18 protein-coding genes are annotated in these 21,637 nt (G+C 44.8%); 9 read left to right on the top strand and 9 right to left on the bottom strand.

Annotated elements, in window-relative coordinates; translation table 11 throughout:
- Nucleotides 1-191: 191 nt before the first annotated feature.
- Nucleotides 192-860, bottom strand: coding sequence for a hypothetical protein (locus ACLFWI_RS04585; RefSeq protein ID WP_446411940.1), 669 nt, complete (start codon nt 858-860; stop codon nt 192-194).
- Between the two features lie 337 nt (nt 861-1,197).
- Between ACLFWI_RS04585 and ACLFWI_RS04580 the strand changes: the two genes are divergently transcribed.
- The 4 genes from ACLFWI_RS04580 (at nt 1,198) to ACLFWI_RS04565 (ending at nt 8,594) form a co-directional block, all read left to right on the top strand.
- A complete protein-coding gene (locus tag ACLFWI_RS04580) occupies nt 1,198-2,787 on the top strand; it encodes an NB-ARC domain-containing protein (RefSeq protein ID WP_446411939.1) in 1,590 nt (529 codons plus the stop codon).
- Nucleotides 2,788-3,011: 224 nt separating this feature from the next.
- Nucleotides 3,012-6,026 (top strand): protein kinase domain-containing protein, encoded by a 3,015-nt coding sequence (locus tag ACLFWI_RS04575; protein ID WP_446411938.1) that lies wholly within the window; start codon nt 3,012-3,014, stop codon nt 6,024-6,026.
- A gap of 437 nt (nt 6,027-6,463) precedes the next feature.
- Nucleotides 6,464-8,047, top strand: coding sequence for a cation:proton antiporter (locus ACLFWI_RS04570; RefSeq protein WP_446408111.1), 1,584 nt, complete (start codon nt 6,464-6,466; stop codon nt 8,045-8,047).
- A gap of 157 nt (nt 8,048-8,204) precedes the next feature.
- Nucleotides 8,205-8,594: a hypothetical protein gene (locus ACLFWI_RS04565; protein WP_446411937.1), complete on the top strand. Its 390-nt coding sequence runs from the start codon at nt 8,205-8,207 to the stop codon at nt 8,592-8,594.
- Between the two features lie 51 nt (nt 8,595-8,645).
- On the opposite strand, the gene nfi is transcribed toward ACLFWI_RS04565, so the two are convergent.
- The 3 genes from nfi to ACLFWI_RS04550 all read right to left on the bottom strand — a co-directional run bounded on the left by nfi (nt 8,646) and on the right by ACLFWI_RS04550 (nt 11,893).
- Complete coding sequence (gene nfi, locus ACLFWI_RS04560; RefSeq protein ID WP_446411936.1) at nt 8,646-9,314, bottom strand: deoxyribonuclease V; 669 nt, start codon at nt 9,312-9,314, stop codon at nt 8,646-8,648.
- A 76-nt stretch (nt 9,315-9,390) separates the two neighbouring features.
- Nucleotides 9,391-11,565: a peptidoglycan-binding protein gene (locus ACLFWI_RS04555; RefSeq protein ID WP_446411935.1), complete on the bottom strand. Its 2,175-nt coding sequence runs from the start codon at nt 11,563-11,565 to the stop codon at nt 9,391-9,393.
- Nucleotides 11,566-11,752: 187 nt separating this feature from the next.
- Nucleotides 11,753-11,893: a hypothetical protein gene (locus ACLFWI_RS04550; RefSeq protein ID WP_446411934.1), complete on the bottom strand. Its 141-nt coding sequence runs from the start codon at nt 11,891-11,893 to the stop codon at nt 11,753-11,755.
- A 428-nt stretch (nt 11,894-12,321) separates the two neighbouring features.
- Between ACLFWI_RS04550 and ACLFWI_RS04545 the strand changes: the two genes are divergently transcribed.
- From ACLFWI_RS04545 to ACLFWI_RS04535, 3 genes are all read left to right on the top strand, one after another.
- Nucleotides 12,322-12,870, top strand: coding sequence for an ATP-binding protein (locus ACLFWI_RS04545; RefSeq protein ID WP_446411933.1), 549 nt, complete (start codon nt 12,322-12,324; stop codon nt 12,868-12,870).
- Nucleotides 12,871-13,345: 475 nt separating this feature from the next.
- A complete protein-coding gene (locus ACLFWI_RS04540) occupies nt 13,346-13,813 on the top strand; it encodes a phosphate-starvation-inducible PsiE family protein (RefSeq protein ID WP_446411932.1) in 468 nt (155 codons plus the stop codon).
- Between the two features lie 68 nt (nt 13,814-13,881).
- Nucleotides 13,882-14,334, top strand: a complete 453-nt coding sequence (locus tag ACLFWI_RS04535) for a nitrate reductase associated protein (RefSeq protein WP_446411931.1) — start codon at nt 13,882-13,884, stop codon at nt 14,332-14,334.
- Between the two features lie 58 nt (nt 14,335-14,392).
- Here ACLFWI_RS04535 and ACLFWI_RS04530 read toward each other — a convergent pair whose 3' ends face one another.
- Nucleotides 14,393-16,306 (bottom strand): PAS domain-containing sensor histidine kinase, encoded by a 1,914-nt coding sequence (locus tag ACLFWI_RS04530; protein ID WP_446411930.1) that lies wholly within the window; start codon nt 16,304-16,306, stop codon nt 14,393-14,395.
- A 457-nt stretch (nt 16,307-16,763) separates the two neighbouring features.
- Here ACLFWI_RS04530 and ACLFWI_RS04525 point away from each other — a divergent pair, with 457 nt between their 5' ends.
- Nucleotides 16,764-17,105 (top strand): hypothetical protein, encoded by a 342-nt coding sequence (locus ACLFWI_RS04525; RefSeq protein WP_446411929.1) that lies wholly within the window; start codon nt 16,764-16,766, stop codon nt 17,103-17,105.
- Between the two features lie 56 nt (nt 17,106-17,161).
- Here ACLFWI_RS04525 and ACLFWI_RS04520 read toward each other — a convergent pair whose 3' ends face one another.
- From ACLFWI_RS04520 to ACLFWI_RS04505, 4 genes are all read right to left on the bottom strand, one after another.
- Entirely contained in the window at nt 17,162-18,007 is an 846-nt protein-coding gene (locus ACLFWI_RS04520; protein WP_446411928.1) for a M56 family metallopeptidase, read from the bottom strand.
- Nucleotides 18,004-18,423, bottom strand: coding sequence for a BlaI/MecI/CopY family transcriptional regulator (locus tag ACLFWI_RS04515; protein WP_044209313.1), 420 nt, complete (start codon nt 18,421-18,423; stop codon nt 18,004-18,006). Before ACLFWI_RS04515 ends, ACLFWI_RS04520 begins: the two co-directional genes overlap by 4 nt.
- Before the next feature lie 165 nt (nt 18,424-18,588).
- A complete protein-coding gene (locus tag ACLFWI_RS04510; RefSeq protein WP_446411927.1) occupies nt 18,589-19,716 on the bottom strand; it encodes an aldo/keto reductase in 1,128 nt (375 codons plus the stop codon).
- Between the two features lie 8 nt (nt 19,717-19,724).
- Entirely contained in the window at nt 19,725-20,231 is a 507-nt protein-coding gene (locus ACLFWI_RS04505) for a bifunctional nuclease family protein (RefSeq protein WP_006103665.1), read from the bottom strand.
- 545 nt (nt 20,232-20,776) lie between these two features.
- Between ACLFWI_RS04505 and ribE the strand changes: the two genes are divergently transcribed.
- Entirely contained in the window at nt 20,777-21,472 is a 696-nt protein-coding gene (gene ribE, locus ACLFWI_RS04500) for a riboflavin synthase (protein ID WP_446411926.1), read from the top strand.
- Nucleotides 21,473-21,637 lie beyond the last annotated feature (165 nt).

The raw sequence follows: 21,637 nt of genomic DNA, 5'->3' as shown, positions 1-21,637 counted from the left end.
CTTCCATTAATTCAGGCATAAGTTAATCTCCTTTTAGCTGAACTTGCTTTAAAGACGATCGCAGCCAGTCATTTGTGAAATTTTCGACTTTTAGCCTGTCTTGGCTAAAACTTGAACGGATGACCCGTGAGCCGATGAAATTAGTTATGAACCCACTCAACAGCTCTTGGGAAGTTGTTCTTCAGATTGAATTAAGATACTGTGTCAATCTCAACCTGAATCTTAGAATTATCTGCCAGTCTGATAATTACCTTCTCGTGATTTCCTGTATAATTTTCATCCTCATACCGAACAGTACGCTCAGTAACCACTTGAATACAAAAAACGCTTGGTTTTGGTTCACTAATTTGCAAGTCCAACATTAAAATATTGGGATCTTTCTGGTCATCTGCCTTCACCAACTGAGCAGAGTAGCAGGGATTCGGAAGCGTTACTGTACCCTCTACAAAAAGTGCTGGTGTATCGGGACCAGGCATACGGTTTACCCAAGCTTTCCAATCTGATGTATCAATTGATTCCTGTCCACTATCAACATCTTCAAGACGAATACTTGCCGACCCGACTACTCGATCATTAACCGTAGTAAAAGCGATGACTTGGTCTTTCCCTTCTCCAAGTTTCAAATTTGCAATGCGATGTCGCACGGATTTGATCACAGGTTGACAGATTTGACTATCAAGATACTTGATCCGTAAAGTAACTGGTAGTGCTTCAGGAATAATTACCTCCGTGGGGGGTAACTCTTGAACTGCCTCGCCAGCAACATGACAAGTATCAGGAACTTGTGTCTCTGCTTTGAGGATATACATTCCGTCCGTTTGTCGGATTAAGCTAAGTTTTGGCTCAAACAAATCACTCATTAACAATAATCTCCTGTTGTGTTTACCTGGCTAGGGTTCGGCTGTCATTGTCTCCAGTTGTCAAGCGCTTATTCGCTTGTATCAATAAAACGATCGCAGCCAGTCATTTGTGAATTTTTCGACTTTTAGCCTGTCTGGGCTAAAACTTGAACTGATGACCCGTGAGCCGATGAATTAGTTATAAACCCACTCAACAGCTCTTGGGAAGTTGTCATTCGTCAACCCGTTGCACTTGCAACCGTTGCTAAATCGCAACGGTCACAAGCAACCCCATTTAGGGTATAAACAGTCTAAAGTCAAACATTAACCCCAACCTTCCCATTCAAAAACAACCACCATGTCAGGAAAAATTGCCCACCAGCGTGCGGAGTGCATCCAAAACGCCCTGAAACGATTACTAGGTGAACAACTGCCCTCAATTAACAAACTCGAACGCTGCACCGGGCTAAATAAAGGCAGTATCAGCAAAATTCTCAACGGACAAACCATCAGACCTGGACCGGAAACCGTACAGAAATTAGCCCAGGGCTTGGGTATTGAACCGGGCAAACTCAACGATATCCTGGTTCATTCCGCCAATTGTGCAAATCTCAAACCAACCCCTGACCCCAACCCCACCCCCCAGAATCACCACGATTGGGGAGAAGCCCCCGATGTCTCCATTTTTTACGGACGCACCCAGGAACTGGAAACATTACAACAATGGATTGTCAACGACAACTGTCGCCTAGTAGCGCTACTGGGTATAGGCGGAATTGGCAAAACCAGTCTCGGCGTCAAACTCGCCCAACACATACAGCACCACTTTGAGTATGTCATTTGGCGATCGCTCCGCTATCCCCCACCCGTACAAACCTTCTTAACCCACCTACTCCAATTCCTCTATTCCCCATCCCCCCATGATTTCCCAGAGGATTTCCATAGCCGAGTCTCACTCCTGTTTCAATTCTTGAAAACCCATCGCTGTCTCCTCCTACTCGACAACACCGAGGCAATTTTCCAATCCGGTCAACTGGCTGGGCGTTATCACCAAGACTATCAAGGCTATGGAGAAATCCTCAGACGCATCGGAGAATCCTACCATCAAAGCAGTGTCGTGATTATCTCTCCCGAAAAACCCGAAGATATTAACTGTTTTGCTGGGAACAATCTACCCATTCGCACTCTCACACTCAAAGGATTATCCCTAGCCGAAGCCCAATACATCTTTAAAGCCAAAGACTTATCCGATTCCCACCAATGGAGTAAACTCGTTGAACGCTATCAAGGAAATCCCTTAAACCTAAAAATAGCCGCAACAACCATTCAAGACTTATTTCAAGGTCGAGTTTCCGACTTCTTAAACCGCCAAACCTTTGTCTTTGGTCAAATTCAGACCCTTTTAGAGAAACAGTTTCAACGCTTATCACCCTTAGAACAAGACGCCTTGTACTGGTTAGCCATTGAACCTCAATTCGTTTCCTTATCCCAACTCCAGCACGATTTTTGGCAACCCATCACCACTCATCACCTGTTCGAGATAATCGACTCTCTGGGGCGGCGCTCACTAATTGAAACAGTAATCAAAGAAGAAGAACCCTTATTCACCCTCCCCCTAGTCGTCAAAGAATATGTTGCCAACCGTTTCATCAATCAAATTTGCACAGAAATCCGTGGCTTAATCATAACCCGAAACTTGGAAAAAATACACTTTATTATAAATTATGCCATCACCCCATCTAATTCATCAGAAGTAAACCCGCCAAAACTTCAATATTTCTCTTTGATAGAAACCATTAAAACTCAGCTTATTTCCCCGGCTATGCCTGCCCCAAAAATCGCCGAAAAACTAGATGAACTTGTATGGCATTTAGCTGAAAAATTTCCCCTAGACATTGGCTATGCGCTCGATAATCTCCGCTATCTAGCCGCCACATTTCTCGATTAACGTCTGTCTCCTGAATTGAGATAATAATCTGATCAGCATTTAAAGTGTGTATTCCCTGTTGTCTTCCTCCACTCTAACTACAGCAACAGCTTAGGACGTGCATCTTTCACCCTTCCCCAATTCCCCCAATCAAAATCCTGCCACAAAGCCCCCTTGAATGGTGCAAAATGTAAGATGTAACAGACGGTGAGAGTAGTGACAAAAAACCAATCACCTAAAAACCCATGACTGAAACCCTGAATTCTCTCATCTACTGTATTAACCCGAATTGCCAACAGCGGCAAAACCCAAATGAGCTAGACTATTGTCAAGCTTGCGGCACCCCTTTACTGATTAACAATCGCTATCGCCTAATTAAACCCCTACGCGACTTAGAAAAACCAGCCAATACCGAACTATTTGAAGTCGAAGATTGGGACTCATCCCCGGAAAATTGGGGTACCCGAAAAGTTATCAAAATCCTGCAATATAACCATCCCGACTGGATTCGTCTCTTCAAACGAGAAGCCCGAATTTTGATATGGCTCAGACATCCTGGAATTCCCAAAGTTGAGCCAGATGGCTACTTTAGCCTTGCGCCTAAATCCAGTTTTATGTCTTTACATTGCCTCGTCATGGAACATATTCCAGGACAAAACTTACAACAATGGTTAGCCGAAAATGGACGAATTTCTGAAGCCACCGCTATCGAATGGCTGCACCAACTGGTAGAAATTATCGACAACGTTCATCAAAACGGACTGTTTCATCGAGATATTAAACCCTCCAACATTATGCTCCGCCCCAATGGGCAACTGGTATTAATTGACTTTGGCACTGTTAAAGAAGTCACACCCACTCAACCCGACACCTTGGAACCCCAGGATATGACTCGCGTCATTTCCGAAGGCTATTCCGCACCCGAACAAATCGAAGGTTCAGCCACTCCCCAGTCCGATTTTTTTGCCCTAGGGCGAACCCTGGTTCATCTACTCACAGGTAGACATCCCACCGAATTTGAAACTTTACCGGAAAGTCAGCTCATTTCGTGGCGGGATTATGCCCCCCAAATTTCCCAGGATTTAGCTAATTTTATCGATGGCTTAATGACCCCCTTGTCAGAGCATCGACCAGAAAACACACAAACCATTTTAGCCTGTTTAGAAAAGCAGCAGTTTTCCTGTGGGGCTGAATTCCCTGTCAATCCTACCACCCACTCAGCAACTGAGCCAGAGACACCAGAAATGCCGTCCTCGGAGGATGTTTTCTACATACCCTTTCAGGAAAGCAATCAACAGGATAGCTATGAACAATCCATAAACAATGAACCCGACGACTTTTTTGACGTTTCACACCATCTAGAAAAATCGATATCACACCTAACCCCCCAGCCCCCTCATTTTCCCCTTTTTGATCCCCCTCTTCCCTTCAAAAGGGGGAAGCCAAATATTGCTTCGCTTTTTTTGGCACGGAAGGGGGAGAATTCAAAGCCTCTCTCCTTGCAGGAGAGAGGTTTGGAGAGAGGTTTTCCAGATCCCGTGAAAAGCAAGGACAACTTTCCTCCTCATCCCCAAGAGAATGTTGCAGTGCTTTCTCCTGTGAACTGCAAAACTAAAAGTAAAATTTCATATTTAAGTCAAGAAGAGGAGCCGCAGAGTATTTACGATAGGGTAGATAAACTATTATGTAAGTACACGACAACCCATCAAAATTGGGAACCCTATTTTGCTAGCTGGAGTAGGCTTTACCTACCCTCCTGGATCAATCCAGTTAGGCAGCTTAATTTCAGCCAATTTAATCGAGAAATCCTACTATTTTTATTGGGGTTAATCAGCTCTCCATATTTGTGGCAGTCTTATCAATTTGAAAATAATATGTTTGTGTCATCTAATTGCCCAAGCGAATTAAATATAGAAGAAAAAATGGATAATGAAAATAAAATAGTTTTAGAATTAATGCCTTTCCTAACAAAGTTTGTAATGAACTTACAATCTCATGCCAATGATTTTAGCCAGAATATAAACAACAACAAAGACGAGCGAAAAAATTCTTCTTTCTCAAAGAATAGCCATCCCTGGGGAGAATCTAGACAAATCGCCCCCATAAATAATCATAAAACAGTCACCCCTAAACCTTCCCAGCAAAAGAATTCCCGCTTAAGTGACAAAATTTTGCCCCAGCCTCTAATCTCAAAAGACATCGCCTCCTGTCAGGAAAATAGTCCTACAGAGGAATGCTCCCAAAACACTAAGTCAACGCCTGATATCTCGAATTCTCTTCCGGAAGAGAAAATCGCCCTCAACTCCCTAGATTCATCCCCGGAAGTTTCCTCAAAACTAGAAAAGGGGGAAGCCTTCCAGAAACTGAGCAACACTGTAGTTAAAAATCAGACAAAAAGCCACAAATCTACTGCTAAGAATCCAGCCCTAACCACGAAAGATACCGTTAATTCAGGTCAAATCACTATACTTTCCAACCGTAACTACTTGGCTAGCCGTGAAGAAATCCCCTTTTCAAGCTTAGGGACTCGTTCTAGAGAGATGACTCTCCACACAGAGGGTAATATTCAAACCGATGAAATCAACCCCGCTAAAGACAGCACAACTTCGAGTGAAATATCGGCATCCACCCGAATAGGAACAGCCGGACGTGTCAGGATTAATCCAGATGGCAGTCTTGACACCAGTGCTGGAACCCTAAACACTAGCTTTATGAGTATTAATGATGGTGTGATCGCTCTTTCTGCGAATAACAACATAAGCACAGGTGATATTAATTCAAGTGCCGAGCAGAATGCTGGAGCCATTACTTTGACTAATGGCGGCAATATTATCGTTAGTCCAATTAACGCTCAGAATCTTAGTCGTGGTAGGGGCGGAAATATTAATGCTCAAGGATGTAACAATGACAAAGGCAATAACATAAATATTACTGCAAGTCAATTCTTCCGTGTCACTGACACCTTCACAGATGCTAACGACGAAGATGCCAGCCTTTCCAGTGGAGGTGGGGATAATAATGGTGATATTACTATCCGCCATAGTAGTAACAGCGAGACTGTTATTGGTAATACCACAATTAATGGTACAGTTGGTATGATTGCCGATGGAGATATTACCATCAGTCCCACACAATCGTTTCTCTTTACTCACATAGACGACATCGAAATTATTAGTGTTGATACACTGACGATTTCTGATGAAGAACTTGTGGATGAATCCGTGGGTTTGTTAGGCGTAAGCCTTTTTTGTACCCAGTGAACCCAAAAGCTAACTCGCCTCAGACGCGAGAACGAATGGTGAGAATGTCATTATTTTTCAAGGCTTGAACCCCTCCCATCGGTATTGCACAATTACATTAATGGATTCACCCACAGCCTTAAAAACTTGATCGCTCCTAATCACGCCTCAAGTCCTCGACCGAATCGGCTCATAACTGTGAATCGTCGTGGGTACGGGATTACAATTATTAATCCTTGGGAGTCTGACTAAACTCACGGACAGTCTATCTTTATATTGACATAATGCTTCGGCTGTGGTTGAAATCGAGAAATCAGGCTAATGGTCAGATGGGTGACTTTCCCTTAATTTTGCCTACAATTGCATAGGTGAGAAGAAAGAGTCCTACGCTAGATAGTGTTGCTTGCGCTAGGTTGTACTGTTATATCAAAATTGCCAGTATCCTTGGAGTTCTATTCATGTCCGTAGAATCCGCTATCAGCGAAGCTGCCATTGAGCAGAATCTGGAACAATTTTTATTGGTGCTGTCGGTGTCTCTCAGCGTCGCCACCGTTTCCCGGATTTTTCCGTTGTTCCGCAAAATCCCTTATACCTTGCTTCTGGTTATTGTCGGCTTGGGTTTAGCCTTTGTCGATGTGCGCCTAGTGAACCTATCCCCAGAACTGATTCTAGAGATTTTCCTCCCTCCCCTCCTGTTTGAAGCCGCCTGGAATATCCGTTGGCGGGATTTGCGGCGGGATTTAATCCCGGTGATTCTGTTTGCGGTGGTGGGGGTGATAATTTCGGTGCTGGGAATTGCCTTTACCATTACCCAATTTACCGAATTACCCCTGGCGCTCGCCTTATTAGTCAGCGCGAGTCTAGCCGCAACTGATCCGGTATCAGTAATCGCCCTATTCCGGGAACTGGGGGCGGATAAACGCCTGAAAACCCTGATGGAGGGGGAAAGCTTATTTAATGATGGTGTCGCCGTCGTCGCCTTTCTCTTATTAGTCGGTATTCCCCTCGGTACCCAGGAATTTTCCCTATCCGCCACAGTTGCCCAATTCTTTACCTTTATCGGAATTGGTATCGGTGTCGGTTGCTTAATCGGGTTTGGTATTTCCTTTCTTACCCAACGCTTCGATTTACCCCTCGTCGAACAATCCCTGACATTAGTTTCTGCCTATGGCACCTACCTGATTACCGAAGAACTCGGTGGTTCTGGCGTAATTGGCGTAGTTACTGTGGGGTTAGTGCTGGGCAACTTTGGTTCCCGAATTGGCATGAACCCCCGCACCCGCTTAATTGTCTCTGAATTCTGGGATTTTCTGGCATTTTTTGTCAACTCAATTGTCTTTCTCCTCATTGGTGACCAAATCGATTTTTCCCGCTTAGGACAAAACCTAAACTTAATTGGGGTTGCCATTGGAGCCCTTCTCTTCACCCGTGCCATCTCAATTTATGGCTTAGCGACGATTAGCAATGGACTCGCCAAGTCCAACATAGGTTGGCGACAACAAACGGTGTTATGGTGGGGTGGATTACGGGGTTCGGTTTCCATTGCCCTAGCCTTAAGTGTTCCGGTGAGTTTGGAGGGACGACAAGATATTATTGTTACGGTTTTTGGTGTGGTACTGTTTACGCTCTTAGTTGAGGGGTTAACTACCCAATTCCTTCTGGAAAAACTGAATTTAATTGGAGATCAACCCGTGCGTCAGAAATATTCTGAGGCAATCGCCCGTCGTGTGGCACTCAATCGAGTAAAAAACTACTTAGAGTCAGCAACGACTAACGACGAAATGAATTCAGAATTTTGTCAGTACCAGATAAAACTTGTTGATGGTCAACTCGAAACTATTCAAAGCGAGGTTGAGAAATTACTCCATCACCATCCCCAGTTACAAAGCTTGGACATGGAACAACTGCAAGAACAAATGGTCAATATCGAGGCGGATACCTACGCTGAATTTATCCGTGCTGGACGTTTAACCGAGAACCTGTCACCCCTACTACAGGAAGCCTTAATTGAAGCCGATGAAAGGCTGATTGAGAGTGACTAATACCGGATTGTAGAGACGCGCCATGGCGCGTCTGAGTTTTGAGGGGGGAGCGTATCTATTTCTGTTTCCTGAAATGATAAATGACATTTATTGATCAGATAAATCTTGGCGCTTGACCGTCGTTTATTTCCGTACTATTCTTATGAGAATAATACTTTTGAGCCTAACGTTATTATTCTTGATCGGTTGCTTCTCTCCTGCTCAAGCGGAAAATTTGCCAGCACTTGATCAGAGTAGCGTTGAAACTCAACAACCAATCCAGTCGCCGTTAAAGTCGTACTTTCTAAACGTTTTAGCAGGGGGATCACGACAATCAATTCAGCTTGATTCACCAGCAACGCGACTGGTTATTTATGTTCAGCGCGGAGAAAAGCCGATTCGCTGTGGTGATTGTATGAAAACCTATAATTGTACTCCAGGAAAGCCGCTAAAAATTAACGTCGATCCCACCACACCCATTAAAAAAATTTGGGCAGAGAATCCTTATGAGAAACAGGTGCGCCTACGCCTCGATGTTCTTGAAGAATTGACATTTTCACCGGACTGAAATCACGGTGATTTCCCAGGAATCGAATAGCTGCTAAAGGATTTGATAGAATCAACCAATCCGGTTTGAAGCTAGTTTATCAGCCCAACGGGTTGTTTCCGGTAATCGATATTTCGGAGTGCAGCGCAGGACATAATCGATCGCAGTAGGTAAGCTGATCCGATGACCTGGAGACACATACAGAGGCTTCACCCCAGTCCGCGATCGCACGACAGCGCCAATCACCTCTCCCCGATGTCGCAAGGGTTGCCAATTCCCTTTCTCTGGGGGTAGTTCCTCATGCTGACCAATTAATCGCGACTTAGCCACCCCAATCGTAGGTACTGTAATCAATAACCCTAAATGACAAGCCAAACCAAATCGCCGGGGATGGGCAATTCCTTGACCATCACACAAAATTAAATCAGGAGTTATTTTAATCTGAGATAGTGCATCCAGTACCACAGGAACTTCCCGAAACGAGAGAAACCCTGGAATATAGGGAAACGTTGTTGGGCGACGTGCGATCGCCTGTTCGATCAGTTGCAGTTCGGGAAAACTCAGTACCGCAACGGCGGCGCGGGAAATCGCATAATTGTCTTCAAATCCAACATCCACACCCGCGACATAGTTAACATCACCCACCTGATCAGAGGTAATAATTTCACCACTAAGTTGGTTTTGAATCGCCGTCGCTTCCTCAACCGTCAAAGTCCACGAGTGGCGTTGATAAATTTCCATGTTGATAATTACTCACTGGTTAGGGGAAGGTAGAATTTCATTGTTCCCCCAGATTCACTTACACTATCCAACATCTTTAGTCTTGAAACACCATAATTGTCCCCGAATAACACGCCACCCAAACCTGATTCGTTTCTGGATCATACGTAACTCCAATCGGATTGGCATTGGTATTCACCGTTTGCTGAATTGACATATCACGGGTACGAACTTTACTCATGGTATTTGAGTGATAATTTACCACATACAGAAACTCACCATCATCGGATATATCCATACTGCGGGGTGCATTCCCCGTGACAACTTTGCGTAAAACCTTACCTGTAAATAAATCAATTTTAGCCACCTTTCCTTCCCCATTTAACGTGGCGTAGAGATACTGACCCCCTGGATCAATACTTAAATGACGCGGTGAATTTCCAATATTTTTGATCCAGTCAAGGGAAAAATCATTTAAATCGACAACCGCAATATCATAAGACCCCATCACCGCCACATACGCTTTTTGGGACGCCGCATCAACCGCAATCCCACGGGGATAGCGACCCAATTTAATCCGCCGAAATTCCTGATTTTGCTGAATATCGACAACACTTAAATCCCAACTACACCAATTACTAACTAGGGCAAATCGATTATCGGGGCTAGTGGCGACAAATTTAGGCACAGAACCGACTTCAATCACTTGGTCAATCGCTAAGTTATCGGTACTGATGCGATACAAAAAACTATTGTCTGTTTTTTGCGAGGGGCTACATTTGTCACTCCCTGGATTATTAAATCCTGAACCATACATCTGGTAATTGGACACCCAGGCATATTTTCCATTATCGGAAAAGGCAGCTTCGACGGGAGATCCTTTATAGGTTCCGTTCCCTTTGGAATGCCCGTATTTCTCCAAATTCACGGCATCGGCAATGGTTTTGACCAAATTATACTGGCGGTCATACACCGTAATCGTATGACTGTACATCATATTCTGGGCAAAAAATAAACCCCGACCTGAATGCACAATAGATTTGGGGGAAATTTTGCCAGAAATGGTTTGTTTTAGGGTCATCTGGCTGGACTGACGTTGTTCATCGTTCTTTTTTTTTTCGCTGTCTTCGTTAATAAAGGAATCCTGTTCCGAAGGAGTGGTGTCGTAATTTTCTTCCGGTTCGATGAATGAATCCTGATTAAAGGGACTATCCTGGAAATTTTCCGTCGATGTCGAGAACGAGTCTTGATTCAATTCCGCAGTTGGAGACTCAATCGGGGATGGTGTTGTTGTGGGAGAGGACAATTCTAATGTCGCTTTGGTGTTAGCACCAACCATCCCATCCACGGTTAATCCCTTGGCTTTTTGATATTGAATTACGGCATTTTCGGTTAGGTTGCCATAATATCCCGTGATTGGTCCGTCATAATACCCCTGTGCTTGTAATGTTCTCTGTAGCGCTGTCACATCGGAATTGCGACTCCCGCGCTTGAGAACTAAACCAGGATTGGCGAATCCCATTCTATCCTCTGTCGCTTCCGTTGAGGGGGCAGTTTGTGAGGTGGATGACAAGGGAGTCGATTCTAATGCCGCACGGGTTTTAGGTCCAGCAATCCCATCTACGGTTAATCCCTTGGCTTGTTGCAGTTGAATCACAGCCGCTTGCGTAGTTGAACCGTAGTATCCGGTAATCGGTCCATTAAAATAGCCCGCTACTTGTAAATTTCGCTGGAGAGAGGTGACTTGAGAATTGCGATCGCCTCGTTGGAGAATAAAATTGGGTCGGGCAGATACGGCGGGTTTCTCTGGTTCTGGTATAGGTGACTCAAACTCTAGGGGGGTTGGTGTTTGGGAATCAAGACTTGAATCCGTTGGTGCTGTGGTGTCAGACTCTAATGTGGCGGTGGTATTTGTCCCCACGATACCATCCGGGCTAAGTCCGTTAGCTTTTTGAAATTGGATGACGGCGGCTTCGGTTAAGGGTCCATAGTACCCGGTAATCGGTCCATTAAAGTAACCTTCAGCTTGCAGCGTTTTCTGAAGATTGGTCACCTCAGCCCCACTATTTCCTTTCCGCAACGCTAAAACGGGACTGGCTAGGCTGACAATAAACAGCGCCATGCTTAAGAAGATAAAGGGAATCCAAGCCGCACTCAAGCGCTTTTTCCGGTCGATTGGTATAAATATGCTGGAACTAGCGGGGGGTTTGGGTTCGGAGGTTGCCAATGCTTCATCAGTGACCGCCACATGAAGGGAGGCAGGGTTTTCCATTGTTCTCTATTGTCTTAGCGCGTTCTCCGTTATGCTATACCATACGCCGTAGCTCAGCCAAGAAAAGTGTGAAGTACCCCAACTTGCTTTGCTCTTATTTGGGGCTTCCTACCTTTGCTAAACAAGGACGGTCTTATTCGTCTTTGGGATTTCCCTTTTCATGGGTCCCATGCCACGTTGGGTACTTTCAGCATAAGAGAAAGTCCGAAACTGAATAGGCGTGATGGTCTGAATCAGCGTCAACAGGCAGACGCCCGCCTTCCGCAGGCATTGATATTTTGTCAGTCCGCTTGGTATAGAGCGGTTTATGGTTGTAGAGACGTAGCATGCTACGTCTGACTTACTAGGCGCGATCGCATTGATCATTTAGAATATATAAAGGTTACAGTTTACCTTTACCCTAGAGGTTACTGCTGCATCATCCCAACCGCCAACAAACACCTCTAAACCAAACAGACAAGGCGGTCAAGGAAAATTTTAGTGGGTCTGTTACTTCTACCCTCCAGTCCTGAGTCTAAAAGCTAGTCTGGACAATGGTTTCAGTCATCGATGCGACTGAAAATCTTTTATAGAGAAAATTAGCTTTCCTTGAATCCATTAACCATATTAGTGTGATTTAAGTTACATAAGTGGAGTGCAGTCAATTACCCTGACCAACGGGAATTATCACGTTACCGTTAATCTACCTATCACAATGCACGAACTTAAAATCGTGGATACTAAAAATTAGTTTCTTTCCATGAGGGGACTTTTCTTATGCAAATGCCAAATACCCTAGAGCAACTCCCTGAAGGAGGAATGGGCATCAAGATTATTTCTCAGATAGCCGATGAGATCAGGTATATTCGCACCCGAGACCATAAAAATTGTTTGTTCATCAGCAAAGTTTATGACCAAGAGCCCGTTAAAAGACTACCGAAATGCCACCAAAAAAAATTATTTGCCCGGTTAGTTTGTGTCTGCCGCCGTCTGATTTTGACTCTGGTAAATTCCTATCGCAGAAACCGGGCGAAGTCTCGTTATCGAAACCTGAGACTTACCGTTAATAGCGACCTAAATGCCGTAGAGCAAATTTTAGAGTGGTATGGGCAGCTTCAGCATTTACCCATTCCCCAACAGGTTTGGCAATTAGGTCAAATCGCCCTGGTTGAGGCATTTACAAATGTTGTTCGTCACGCCCACAAAGGCTTATCCCAATCAACGCCCGTTGACTTGGAAATCACGGTATCCAATCATCGTTTAGATATGAAAATTTGGGATTATGGACAACCTTTTGATTTAGAAGCCAAATTAAAAGAACTTTAGCGACAAAATCATTAAGCTGTTCTGCATGTAAACCTTAATGTCAAAAATTGCGAAATCATTGCCGTAGTAGTGCGAGCATCTTGCTCGCTACCTTAGTGCGAGCATCTTGCTCGCTACCTTAGTGCCAGCATCTTGCTCGCTACCTTAGTGCCAGCATCTTGCTCGCTACCTATACCCAATTTAAATGCATGACAACTTAGCTCATTTAAAGTTCCCCCGTATCTGGATTTTAAAACATTGTTTCTTTAGTAATCATCAATACTAAACAGACGACTGAGAAACCGAGTTAGGGTAAAGAATTTCCGATGTAATCCCCCTGGGTGAGTTTAACCTCTAAGCCTCATCTGGCAACTGGACTTACCCCATCTCCATTACTGCTGTCCCCATCTCCAGTTTCTGAGGAGATAAGTAAAATAATGCTTTTACTATCTCATCAATGATAGTATCGTTGTGGCAGGGTGACTCCTAGAGAAAGATGCAACGATTGAAAAAATTACTCCTTCTATTCAAAAATTCTTGTGGGGACAACGCATTTCTGGGTGCGATTGAACAGGTTGAGGGCATTGTCTCCAAGATTTTGTCTGTGGTGATGATTGCCGTCATCTTGGTGGCAATATTCGATCTGGTTATCGTTCTGTCCAAACAACTGCTGGTTGAACCAGTCGGTTTCTTTAATGAAAGCTTGTTTGAAGTTTTTGGGCTATTCTTAAATGTTCTAATTGCCCTGGAAATTCTGGAAAATATTACCGCCTATCTGCGTAAGCATGTTGTTCAAGTTGAACTTGTTATCGTCACCTCCCTAATTGCCGTTGCCCGTAAAATTATCATTCTCAACCTTGACAAAACCGGAGGACTTGAAATTATTGGTTTAGCCCTGGCGATTCTCTCTCTCTCCATCAGTTACTGGATTATCCGCCGCACTACAGCAAAAAAACCTCATTGAATTTGTCATTCGTCATATCATATCAGCCTAAACAGTTTTTATCTCCTTACATAATTGTGATTTAAACTATGACTCACTTCTTCCAATTTGAGCAAGATTTCGTCGATTCCTTACGCTGCATCCCTATGCAGGTACGAATGAAATTAGACACCTGTGGCGTCAAACTTAAATTAGCCCACTGGCATCAATTCACCCAGCAAGAACGTCAGACGTTAGTGGAAATGCCCACAACCACAGCCCAAGAAAGCCAAGCCTATCAGCAGTATTTACAAAAATTAGTGACGAATTATACCGGGAAACCTGCCTCAGAACTGCCTATCGATCCTAATCCAGCCTGGATGGACGCGACAATAATTCCTGAGAATGTTCAAACGAAAGCCCAAGAATTTGGCGTTTCCCTCATGGCTGAACAGTGGCAAGCCCTAACTCCCACCCAGCGCTTTGCCCTAATTAAACTGACGCGCCCTAGTCATGAAAACCGGAACTTTTTGCCTGCACTCAAAGAATTTAAGATCATCTAAGTAAATCGTCATTTGTCATTTGTCATTGCTCACTGTTCCCTGACAATTCATAATGCCCTTAATTTAATGCCATGGGATTTAAGGAATTAGAAATTGACGATTGAGACGCTCGAACATTTGAATCTACCTGCTTTTGATAGACCTTTGAACAACAGTACTGCTCTAGATTAGGTTCAATGGGGATTTCAATCACAAACTCTGTTCCCTGACCTGGTGACGAAAAGCACTTGAGATGTCCACCATGCTTTTCTACCACGATCTGATAACTAATAGATAAGCCTAATCCCGTACCCTTGCCAACAGGTTTGGTCGTAAAGAAGGGGTCAAATAGTCGCTGCTTAACCGAATCGGGAATACCCACGCCATTATCGGCAATCCGAATAGCAATCCAGTTTTCGTTGATCACCTGTGTACCAACCTCAATCATGGGGTTTTTGGATGAAGTACTCTCGCCCAATGCGCCTTTCTCTAACCCTTCTTCTAAGGCATCAAGTGCGTTACACAGAATATTCATGAACACTTGGTTCAATTGTCCTGCATAGCACTCGATCAAGGGTAAGTCACCATAGTTTTTGACAAGGGTAATTGCGCTTTGCTTTGCTTTGCCTTTGATGCGGCTTTGCAGAATCAACAGGGTATTATTAATGCCTTCATGAATATCCACCGAGGTTTTCTCGGCACGATCCAGATGGGAGAAGTTCCGCAGCGATCGCACGATTTGATAGATTCGATCTGCCCCCACTTTCATCGAATGCAGTAATTTTGGCAGATCTGTGGTAATGAAATTGAGATCGATGAGTTCGATATGCTCTTGAACCTTGGTTGAGGGTTGGGGACAGGACTCTTGATAAAGTTCAAGTAACTCTAATATATCCTGAAAGTATTGCTCGGCGTAATTCAGGTTCCCATAGATAAAGTTAACCGGGTTGTTAATTTCATGAGCCACCCCAGCCACTAATTGCCCTAAACTCGACATTTTTTCGGAGTGGACGAGTTGAGCTTGAGTATGTTTCAGCTTTTGCAGGGCGTCTTGCAATTGCTGAGTCTGTTGTTCCAACTGGGCTTGCGATCGCCGCAGTTGATGTTCGACTTGCTTACGTTCCTTAATTTCCCGTCTGAGTCGCTGATTAACTTGTACCAGTTCAGCCGTGCGTTCGGTAACTCGTCGTTCTAAGTCATCATGAGCATTTTGTAGTGCTTCTTGTGCCAGTTTGCGTTCAGTGATATCCCGGACTACCTTGGTAAACCCGCGCAATCGCCCTTTCTTGTCGTACAGCGCTGTAATCACTGCATTAGCCCAAAACCTTGATCTATCCTGGCGAACTCGGTAACTTTCATCCTCAAACCGACCGTTTTCTGTCGCGATTTTCAGGGCTTGCTCTAGTTTACCTGCCTGAACATCTTCGGGTAAATAAAATCGAGACACGGATTCACCGAGAATCTCGTCTTCTCGATACCCATTAATCCGTTCAGCCCCTTGATTCCAACTGATGACCCGTCCCTCTGGGTCTAGCATATAAATGGCATAGTCTTTAACATTTTCCACTAGACAGCGGAAGCGTTCTTCACTATCGCGTAGGGCTTCCTTAGATTGCTTGCATTCAGTTTGATCACGCACCACAGCGTAGACCAATTTGTTTTCGGGATGGATTGAGACATTCCATAACAGCGATTTGTAAGACCCATCAGCACAACGACAGCGATTTCTAAACCGGATCGATGCAGTCGGATTACGGGTTAGGGTTTCTAGCTTCGCGATTGTTAGCTGGTGGTCGTGCGGATGGATCAAGTTCAGCAAAGGTTGCGCTAAAAGTTCCTGGTGAGTAAAGCCGAGTGTTTCCTCCCATCGGGAATTAAGTTGCTGGAAATGACCATCTTCCCCCAACACGCACAGCATATCCAACGAGAGCGTGAAAAAAGGATCGGAAGCCTGACTCCCGGTGCTTGGGGTTGGCGGTAATAAATTTAGCATTTTATAGCTGGGGCTTTATTATGGGAACTCTTATCTTTATTTTTATGGCTCTTTCAGATAAAGAGTTGTAGATGCGGTTTCCCCGGTTATGCATTCGTCTCATTAAGCTTAAGTTTAAAGGAGTTTAGACCTAACGCTTCGCTTTAATGATTAGAATTTCTACTGAATATGATTAGTTTTGTCTATAACTTAACCCGAGAAGTCAGTACAGGGCGCACGGGGCGTCTTTGGTGTCAACTTAATGGTTAGCTGGGCAGTTGTATAGGCGATCGCGTTTGGTATCGATGGCAGTCTTGAATCTTTGTCAAACAAAGACTTGATGCACAGGGACAATTGTAGCACGGCTGACCTGTTCGCCACACCCCACATCCTACACCCAGTTTGACAGCCTGTCTTTTGACAAGGGTTTGCCGCTTTGCCAGAATCAAGAGCCAAATATTATCAGCTTCAGTGTTCCATGTCCAAAATCTCTTCTCACCACCACAAGCCTCAAGTTTTTGCCATCGGAATTGCTCCACTGGGAATCGTATCTATTGGTGTAGTCCCCATGGGAGTAATTTCAATTGGCTTTGTTCCCATGGGAGTGTTCTCCCTAGGTTCTGTAGCCATGGGAGTCTTATCGGCTGGGCTAGTTTCTATGGGAACGGTAGCTGTTGGTTTTCAAACCATGGGCTTAGTGAGTATTGGTTCAATGGGTATGGGGAATATTCGTATTCCTATTGGCGCTGAAGAATCCCTCTCTCATCCCGACAACCATTCTCTTCCCACGCCAAACCAACCGAATCATGATTCTCACTAAGTTGTCATTCGTCATTTGTCATTTGTCATTTGTCATTTGTTCTAAAAAACTGAAAATCATCGGTGAAACGGTATTAAAAATAGCGGCAAACATGATAATAAACACCATATAAATAAGTATAGATGAGTCGGGTTAGGTAAATGGATGTCAGCTAAGATCGCTTCTATCCGTTCCTCAAGACGATTTTTAGGTGCAGTACAGCTAAAAGCCGCACAGACACTTTCAGAATGGATCAGCGGTGTGCTTACAACCGTCAACAGGGATTCCGCTAACAGTAAAAAATCAACCCGTTGTGCCGCCCATTGATCGGCTCTGATTTCTCGTAACAGTAATAGTTCTTGCCATAGCGCTTCTGTATTAGTTAGTCCATAAGAGAATTGCCGCATCCAGCCCAACCAAAAGAACCAAAATGTATCCCGATAATGAAAATGTCCGTCTTCATGGGTGAGAACCGCTTGCAAATGATCAGTGTCCAGCGTCTCTAATAAACCTTGACTCACCACCAGTTCCGGTTGCCAAAATCCGACTTGAGCGCTAAAAACTAAGGGTGTGTCGAGAAGGCGGATTGCTCTACCATGAAGGGTTTGCTGAGGATAGGTGCGAACCTGTTGCCGAGAACGCCATCCGGCAAACGCTAGTTTCAACCCTGAAATTCCCACAAATCCTAAGAAAGTGCCAGCTAACCCATAACTGAACCAGCCCTCCCATCGCCAAACCATTTGCCCTTGGGGTCCCATGCAGACGATAGAGATTGCTGTCATCATCAGTAGCAGTGGCGGAAATAAGAACTTGCTTAAGGCATTTTGCCAGCGCTGCTGATAACTACCCTCGTTTCCTGACCAACTGATTCGGGTTAACCAAGCCACGGCTAAAGCACTCAGAATTAGGATTAGATGAATCATTGTTCCTCCCTCGCTTCGCGGATTGCTTGCAAACGCTGGGCGATCGCGTCGATTTGTTCTAGACTAGCTTGGTCGAGACTATCGGCAAAGGCGGCGATGATATCAGGATTTCCCACCGCCAGGAATCGCTTCAATTGATCATGGGCTTGCAGCATCCGCGCCTGTTCCTGCGAGAGCAAGGGTTGCCAACGAAATGCCCGATCTTGGCGATCGCACGTTAGCCAGCCTTTTTGGGTGAGGCGGCGCAATACTGTGGTTACGGAAGCATAGGCTAACTCTCGGTCTGGATCAGCCAAGATTCGTTCGTGGACATCTTTGGTGGTAGCCGAACCGAGTTGCCAAATAATCTCTAAAATTTCTGCCTCTAATGGACCAAGGGAGAGTTGTTTGGGGCGGTAACTGGGCATGGGAACCATAGAGATGCAATTAAAATCAGGGAATTGGATACCCAGTTTACCCGAATTTGACTTTAAAAGCTGATTTGATATTGGCTCGGATATCTGACTATATTGTTATTGAAACTTTACAATACACTTATCGCGGCTCAAACAGCTAACCTGCTAAATTGGGATGCTCCCAATTTATCCCCACAGCCGACGCCGAGGAGATCCATTGAGACGTTTATGAGTATCAGCTAGCAAACCAGGAATATCCAGTTGTTCCGGACAACGAGGTAAGCAGTCACCACAGCTTGTGCACCGATTCCCTTTCACCCCAGCAAACCAATGACCCGCATTTTCAAACATGCCATAGCGGTATGTCCCGTAATCTGTCATATCATAAGCTACGGCCAAATTCCGCAGCCTTAATACCTCTGGAATATTAATCATTTCCGGACAGGGTAAACATTGGTAACATTGGCTACAGCGATCCGTTCCTAAAGCCGTCTCAGCTTGGGTTTCTAAGCGAGAAAATACCTCAATTTCCTGGGGAGTCAGGGAGTCATCTCGATCCGCAACGGCTAACGGTGCGTCTAATTCCTGTGGATTAGCAGGTCCCACACTCAGGGTGGTAATTCGGCGATCGCTCAATAAAAAACGATAGTTCAACTCCAGTGGCGAGAAGGGATAGCAGAGTTCAACCAGTTTCGCTGGGGGAGTGTACAATCGTCCACCCTTATCCGCCGGAGAGATGATAAACACCCCCATATCCTTCTGCTGCGCTAATTCTACGGCGGGAGCATGGCGCTGAAAGACGTAGTAATAATGTAGGTTGATAAATTCAAATAAATTGGTCTGGATTGCCGCTAATATGACCTCTAGGGGAGCATGAGTGGAAAAGCCAAGGTGTCTAATCCGACCCTCTGCTAAGGCGTCTTGTATCGCCTGCATACACCCTCTAGGAGATTCGACCCAGGTTAGATGTTCCCAGGTGTTGATCCCATGAATGGCTAAGCAATCCAGATAGTCGAGCTGTAGACGCTCTAAAGATTCATCAATCCACTGTTCCATGACCTGAGGATCAGGCGTTGGCGGTAGCTTGGTGGTAATCGTGAGTTGTTCTCGGGGTACGGGTAATTTTTTGAGGATATTCCCCAAATATGGCTCACTTTTACCATAACTACGGGCGGTTTCTAGGTGATTAATCCCATTCGCGATCGCGTACTGTATGGTTTCCTCAGCATCGGACTCACCCGCCAAGCAGCGCATGGTTCCCAGGGAAAACACGGATAGCCACAGATTGGTTTTCCCAAACCGTCGATAATGCATTTCTCATCCTAAGCTTCACCGCCCGTTTTAAATCCTTTATGCTGGGAAAAGTCTTCCGGTCGGATGCTCGATACAAACTCTCGGAAAGCCTGTCGTTCCTCTTCATCTGCATCTCGATCAACAGGTATTGATGCATCAGCGATAACTTCTTCCATCACCCAAATTGGACTATCTGTACGAAGCGCGATCGAGATCGCATCACTGGGTCTAGCATCAATTTCTTTTTTGGCTTCACCCTGACGAACGCAGAGGATCGCATAGAAGGTATTATCTTGGAGGGAGTGGATAATAATCCGCTCCAACTTCATCTCCCATGTTTCCATGAGACCCACAAACAGATCATGTGTCAAAGGGCGGGGAGCTTTTTGGCGTTCCAAAGCGCTGATAATTGCTTTTGCCTGATCTTGTCCAATGTAAATCGGCAGAGCGCGTCGCTCTAGTGAGTCTTTCAGCAGCACGATTGGGCTACGGGTGACAGCATCTAATGCAATTCCAGCAACTTTCATTTCAATCATTAGCTTAGCCTCTAGAATACAGTCGGCGTCGAGGGCATCAAAGCGAAGCAGTCAAGCCACATTGGATGGATGAAAACTAGAACAAGTATACTAGTTTTTCTCTGACTTCACCAATTAACCCCAAAATCAGTCCTCTATCATTGAATTGGGTACAGATCAAAAAGATTATCTTCTCCAAGTATGCCCCAGTCTCAGGACGTTTGTTTCGGGACTTTATGAAAAAAACACATAACCGTTTATCCAGATCCCCAATAGCTCTCTAGTGGTTAATCTCCTCGCTTTGGTGAACTGCCACCTCCTTGCTTTATCTCCTAACCTTAAGATAGACTCGTTTTGATAAGTGATGAAGTCGGTGCTTCCAGGGTTGATATTGCCAACTCTGGCTTGATGTATACGCGGTATTTGGGTAGTCCCCATCGCTAAACACGAATGAGTTCAGAAGAGTTCCTCAGTTTGATTTCCCCTTCACCTTCACTACCCCTAAAATCATTTTATCACGGAGCCTCTATAATCGGTGTTCCCAGACCAGTTACTTTGATAACAGCGTGTTTACAGGATTAATTCAAGCACTAGGCACCTTGCAACCCCTAGGCGGCGATCGCTTTCAATTGTCTTGTCTTCCTGACAATGCCACCCTGATTCTAGAGGATCTTGCCATTGGTGATAGTGTCGCCGTTGATGGGATTTGCTTGACGGTTGAAGAAATTTTATCTCAAGGTTTTGTAGCAACAGCCTCAGATGAGACATTAAGCCGTACTACTTTGGGGCAACGGCATCAAGCTGCCACTTATGTGAATTTGGAAACCTCAATAAGGGTGGGTAATAAACTTGGCGGACATTTTGTCACAGGTCACATTGATGGCATTGGTTCGCTACAGGATTCGGTCAGAACAGCCAATTCCTGGATTCTATGTTTTACTGCACCAGCATCGTTACAAAAATCATGGCAACGTCACATTGCTCGTTTTCTGGTGCCGAAGGGAAGTATTGCAGTTAATGGGGTGAGTTTGACCATTGCTGAGTGTGACCCCCAGGGGAGTTGGTTTAAGGTAGCCGTGATTCCCCACAGTTATGCTCAAACTAACTTGAGTTATTTGCAGCCGGGACAATGGGTGAACGTAGAAAGCGATATTTTAGGCAAGTATGTTGAGAAACTATTAGGACATCAAGTCCCTAGTGGGAATTCTTTACCAATGAATGATATTTCCCCTGAATTCCTCGCCGAACACGGCTATTTATAAATGATGAAGCTGATGGCACGCTTCCTGCCGACTACCAACTTACATAGGACTTACGCAAAGCCTCTATCTGTAGGGTGGGTTGAGCGAAGTCGAAACCCACCATTGCCACCATAAGCTGTCATGCATTTAAATTGGGTATTAGTAGCGAGCAAGATGCAAAGCCTG

The organism is Coleofasciculus sp., assembly GCF_046539235.1.
Taxonomy (GTDB): Bacteria; Cyanobacteriota; Cyanobacteriia; order Cyanobacteriales; family Coleofasciculaceae; genus Coleofasciculus.
This window is presented reverse-complemented; position numbering and strand designations above follow the sequence as displayed.

Bases quoted from the DNA above. Each gene is read 5' to 3' on its own strand.
- ACLFWI_RS04585 (WP_446411940.1), bottom strand. From the start codon at position 860: ATGAGTGATTTGTTTGAGCCAAAACTTAGCTTAATCCGACAAACGGAC.
- ACLFWI_RS04580 (WP_446411939.1), top strand. From the start codon at position 1,198: ATGTCAGGAAAAATTGCCCACCAGCGTGCGGAGTGCATCCAAAACGCC.
- ACLFWI_RS04575 (WP_446411938.1), top strand. From the start codon at position 3,012: ATGACTGAAACCCTGAATTCTCTCATCTACTGTATTAACCCGAATTGC.
- ACLFWI_RS04570 (WP_446408111.1), top strand. From the start codon at position 6,464: ATGTCCGTAGAATCCGCTATCAGCGAAGCTGCCATTGAGCAGAATCTG.
- nfi (WP_446411936.1), bottom strand. From the start codon at position 9,314: ATGGAAATTTATCAACGCCACTCGTGGACTTTGACGGTTGAGGAAGCG.
- ACLFWI_RS04555 (WP_446411935.1), bottom strand. From the start codon at position 11,565: ATGGAAAACCCTGCCTCCCTTCATGTGGCGGTCACTGATGAAGCATTG.
- ACLFWI_RS04550 (WP_446411934.1), bottom strand. From the start codon at position 11,893: ATGCTACGTCTCTACAACCATAAACCGCTCTATACCAAGCGGACTGAC.
- ACLFWI_RS04545 (WP_446411933.1), top strand. From the start codon at position 12,322: ATGCAAATGCCAAATACCCTAGAGCAACTCCCTGAAGGAGGAATGGGC.
- ACLFWI_RS04540 (WP_446411932.1), top strand. From the start codon at position 13,346: ATGCAACGATTGAAAAAATTACTCCTTCTATTCAAAAATTCTTGTGGG.
- ACLFWI_RS04535 (WP_446411931.1), top strand. From the start codon at position 13,882: ATGACTCACTTCTTCCAATTTGAGCAAGATTTCGTCGATTCCTTACGC.
- ACLFWI_RS04530 (WP_446411930.1), bottom strand. From the start codon at position 16,306: ATGCTAAATTTATTACCGCCAACCCCAAGCACCGGGAGTCAGGCTTCC.
- ACLFWI_RS04525 (WP_446411929.1), top strand. From the start codon at position 16,764: ATGTCCAAAATCTCTTCTCACCACCACAAGCCTCAAGTTTTTGCCATC.
- ACLFWI_RS04520 (WP_446411928.1), bottom strand. From the start codon at position 18,007: ATGATTCATCTAATCCTAATTCTGAGTGCTTTAGCCGTGGCTTGGTTA.
- ACLFWI_RS04515 (WP_044209313.1), bottom strand. From the start codon at position 18,423: ATGGTTCCCATGCCCAGTTACCGCCCCAAACAACTCTCCCTTGGTCCA.
- ACLFWI_RS04510 (WP_446411927.1), bottom strand. From the start codon at position 19,716: ATGCATTATCGACGGTTTGGGAAAACCAATCTGTGGCTATCCGTGTTT.
- ACLFWI_RS04505 (WP_006103665.1), bottom strand. From the start codon at position 20,231: ATGATTGAAATGAAAGTTGCTGGAATTGCATTAGATGCTGTCACCCGT.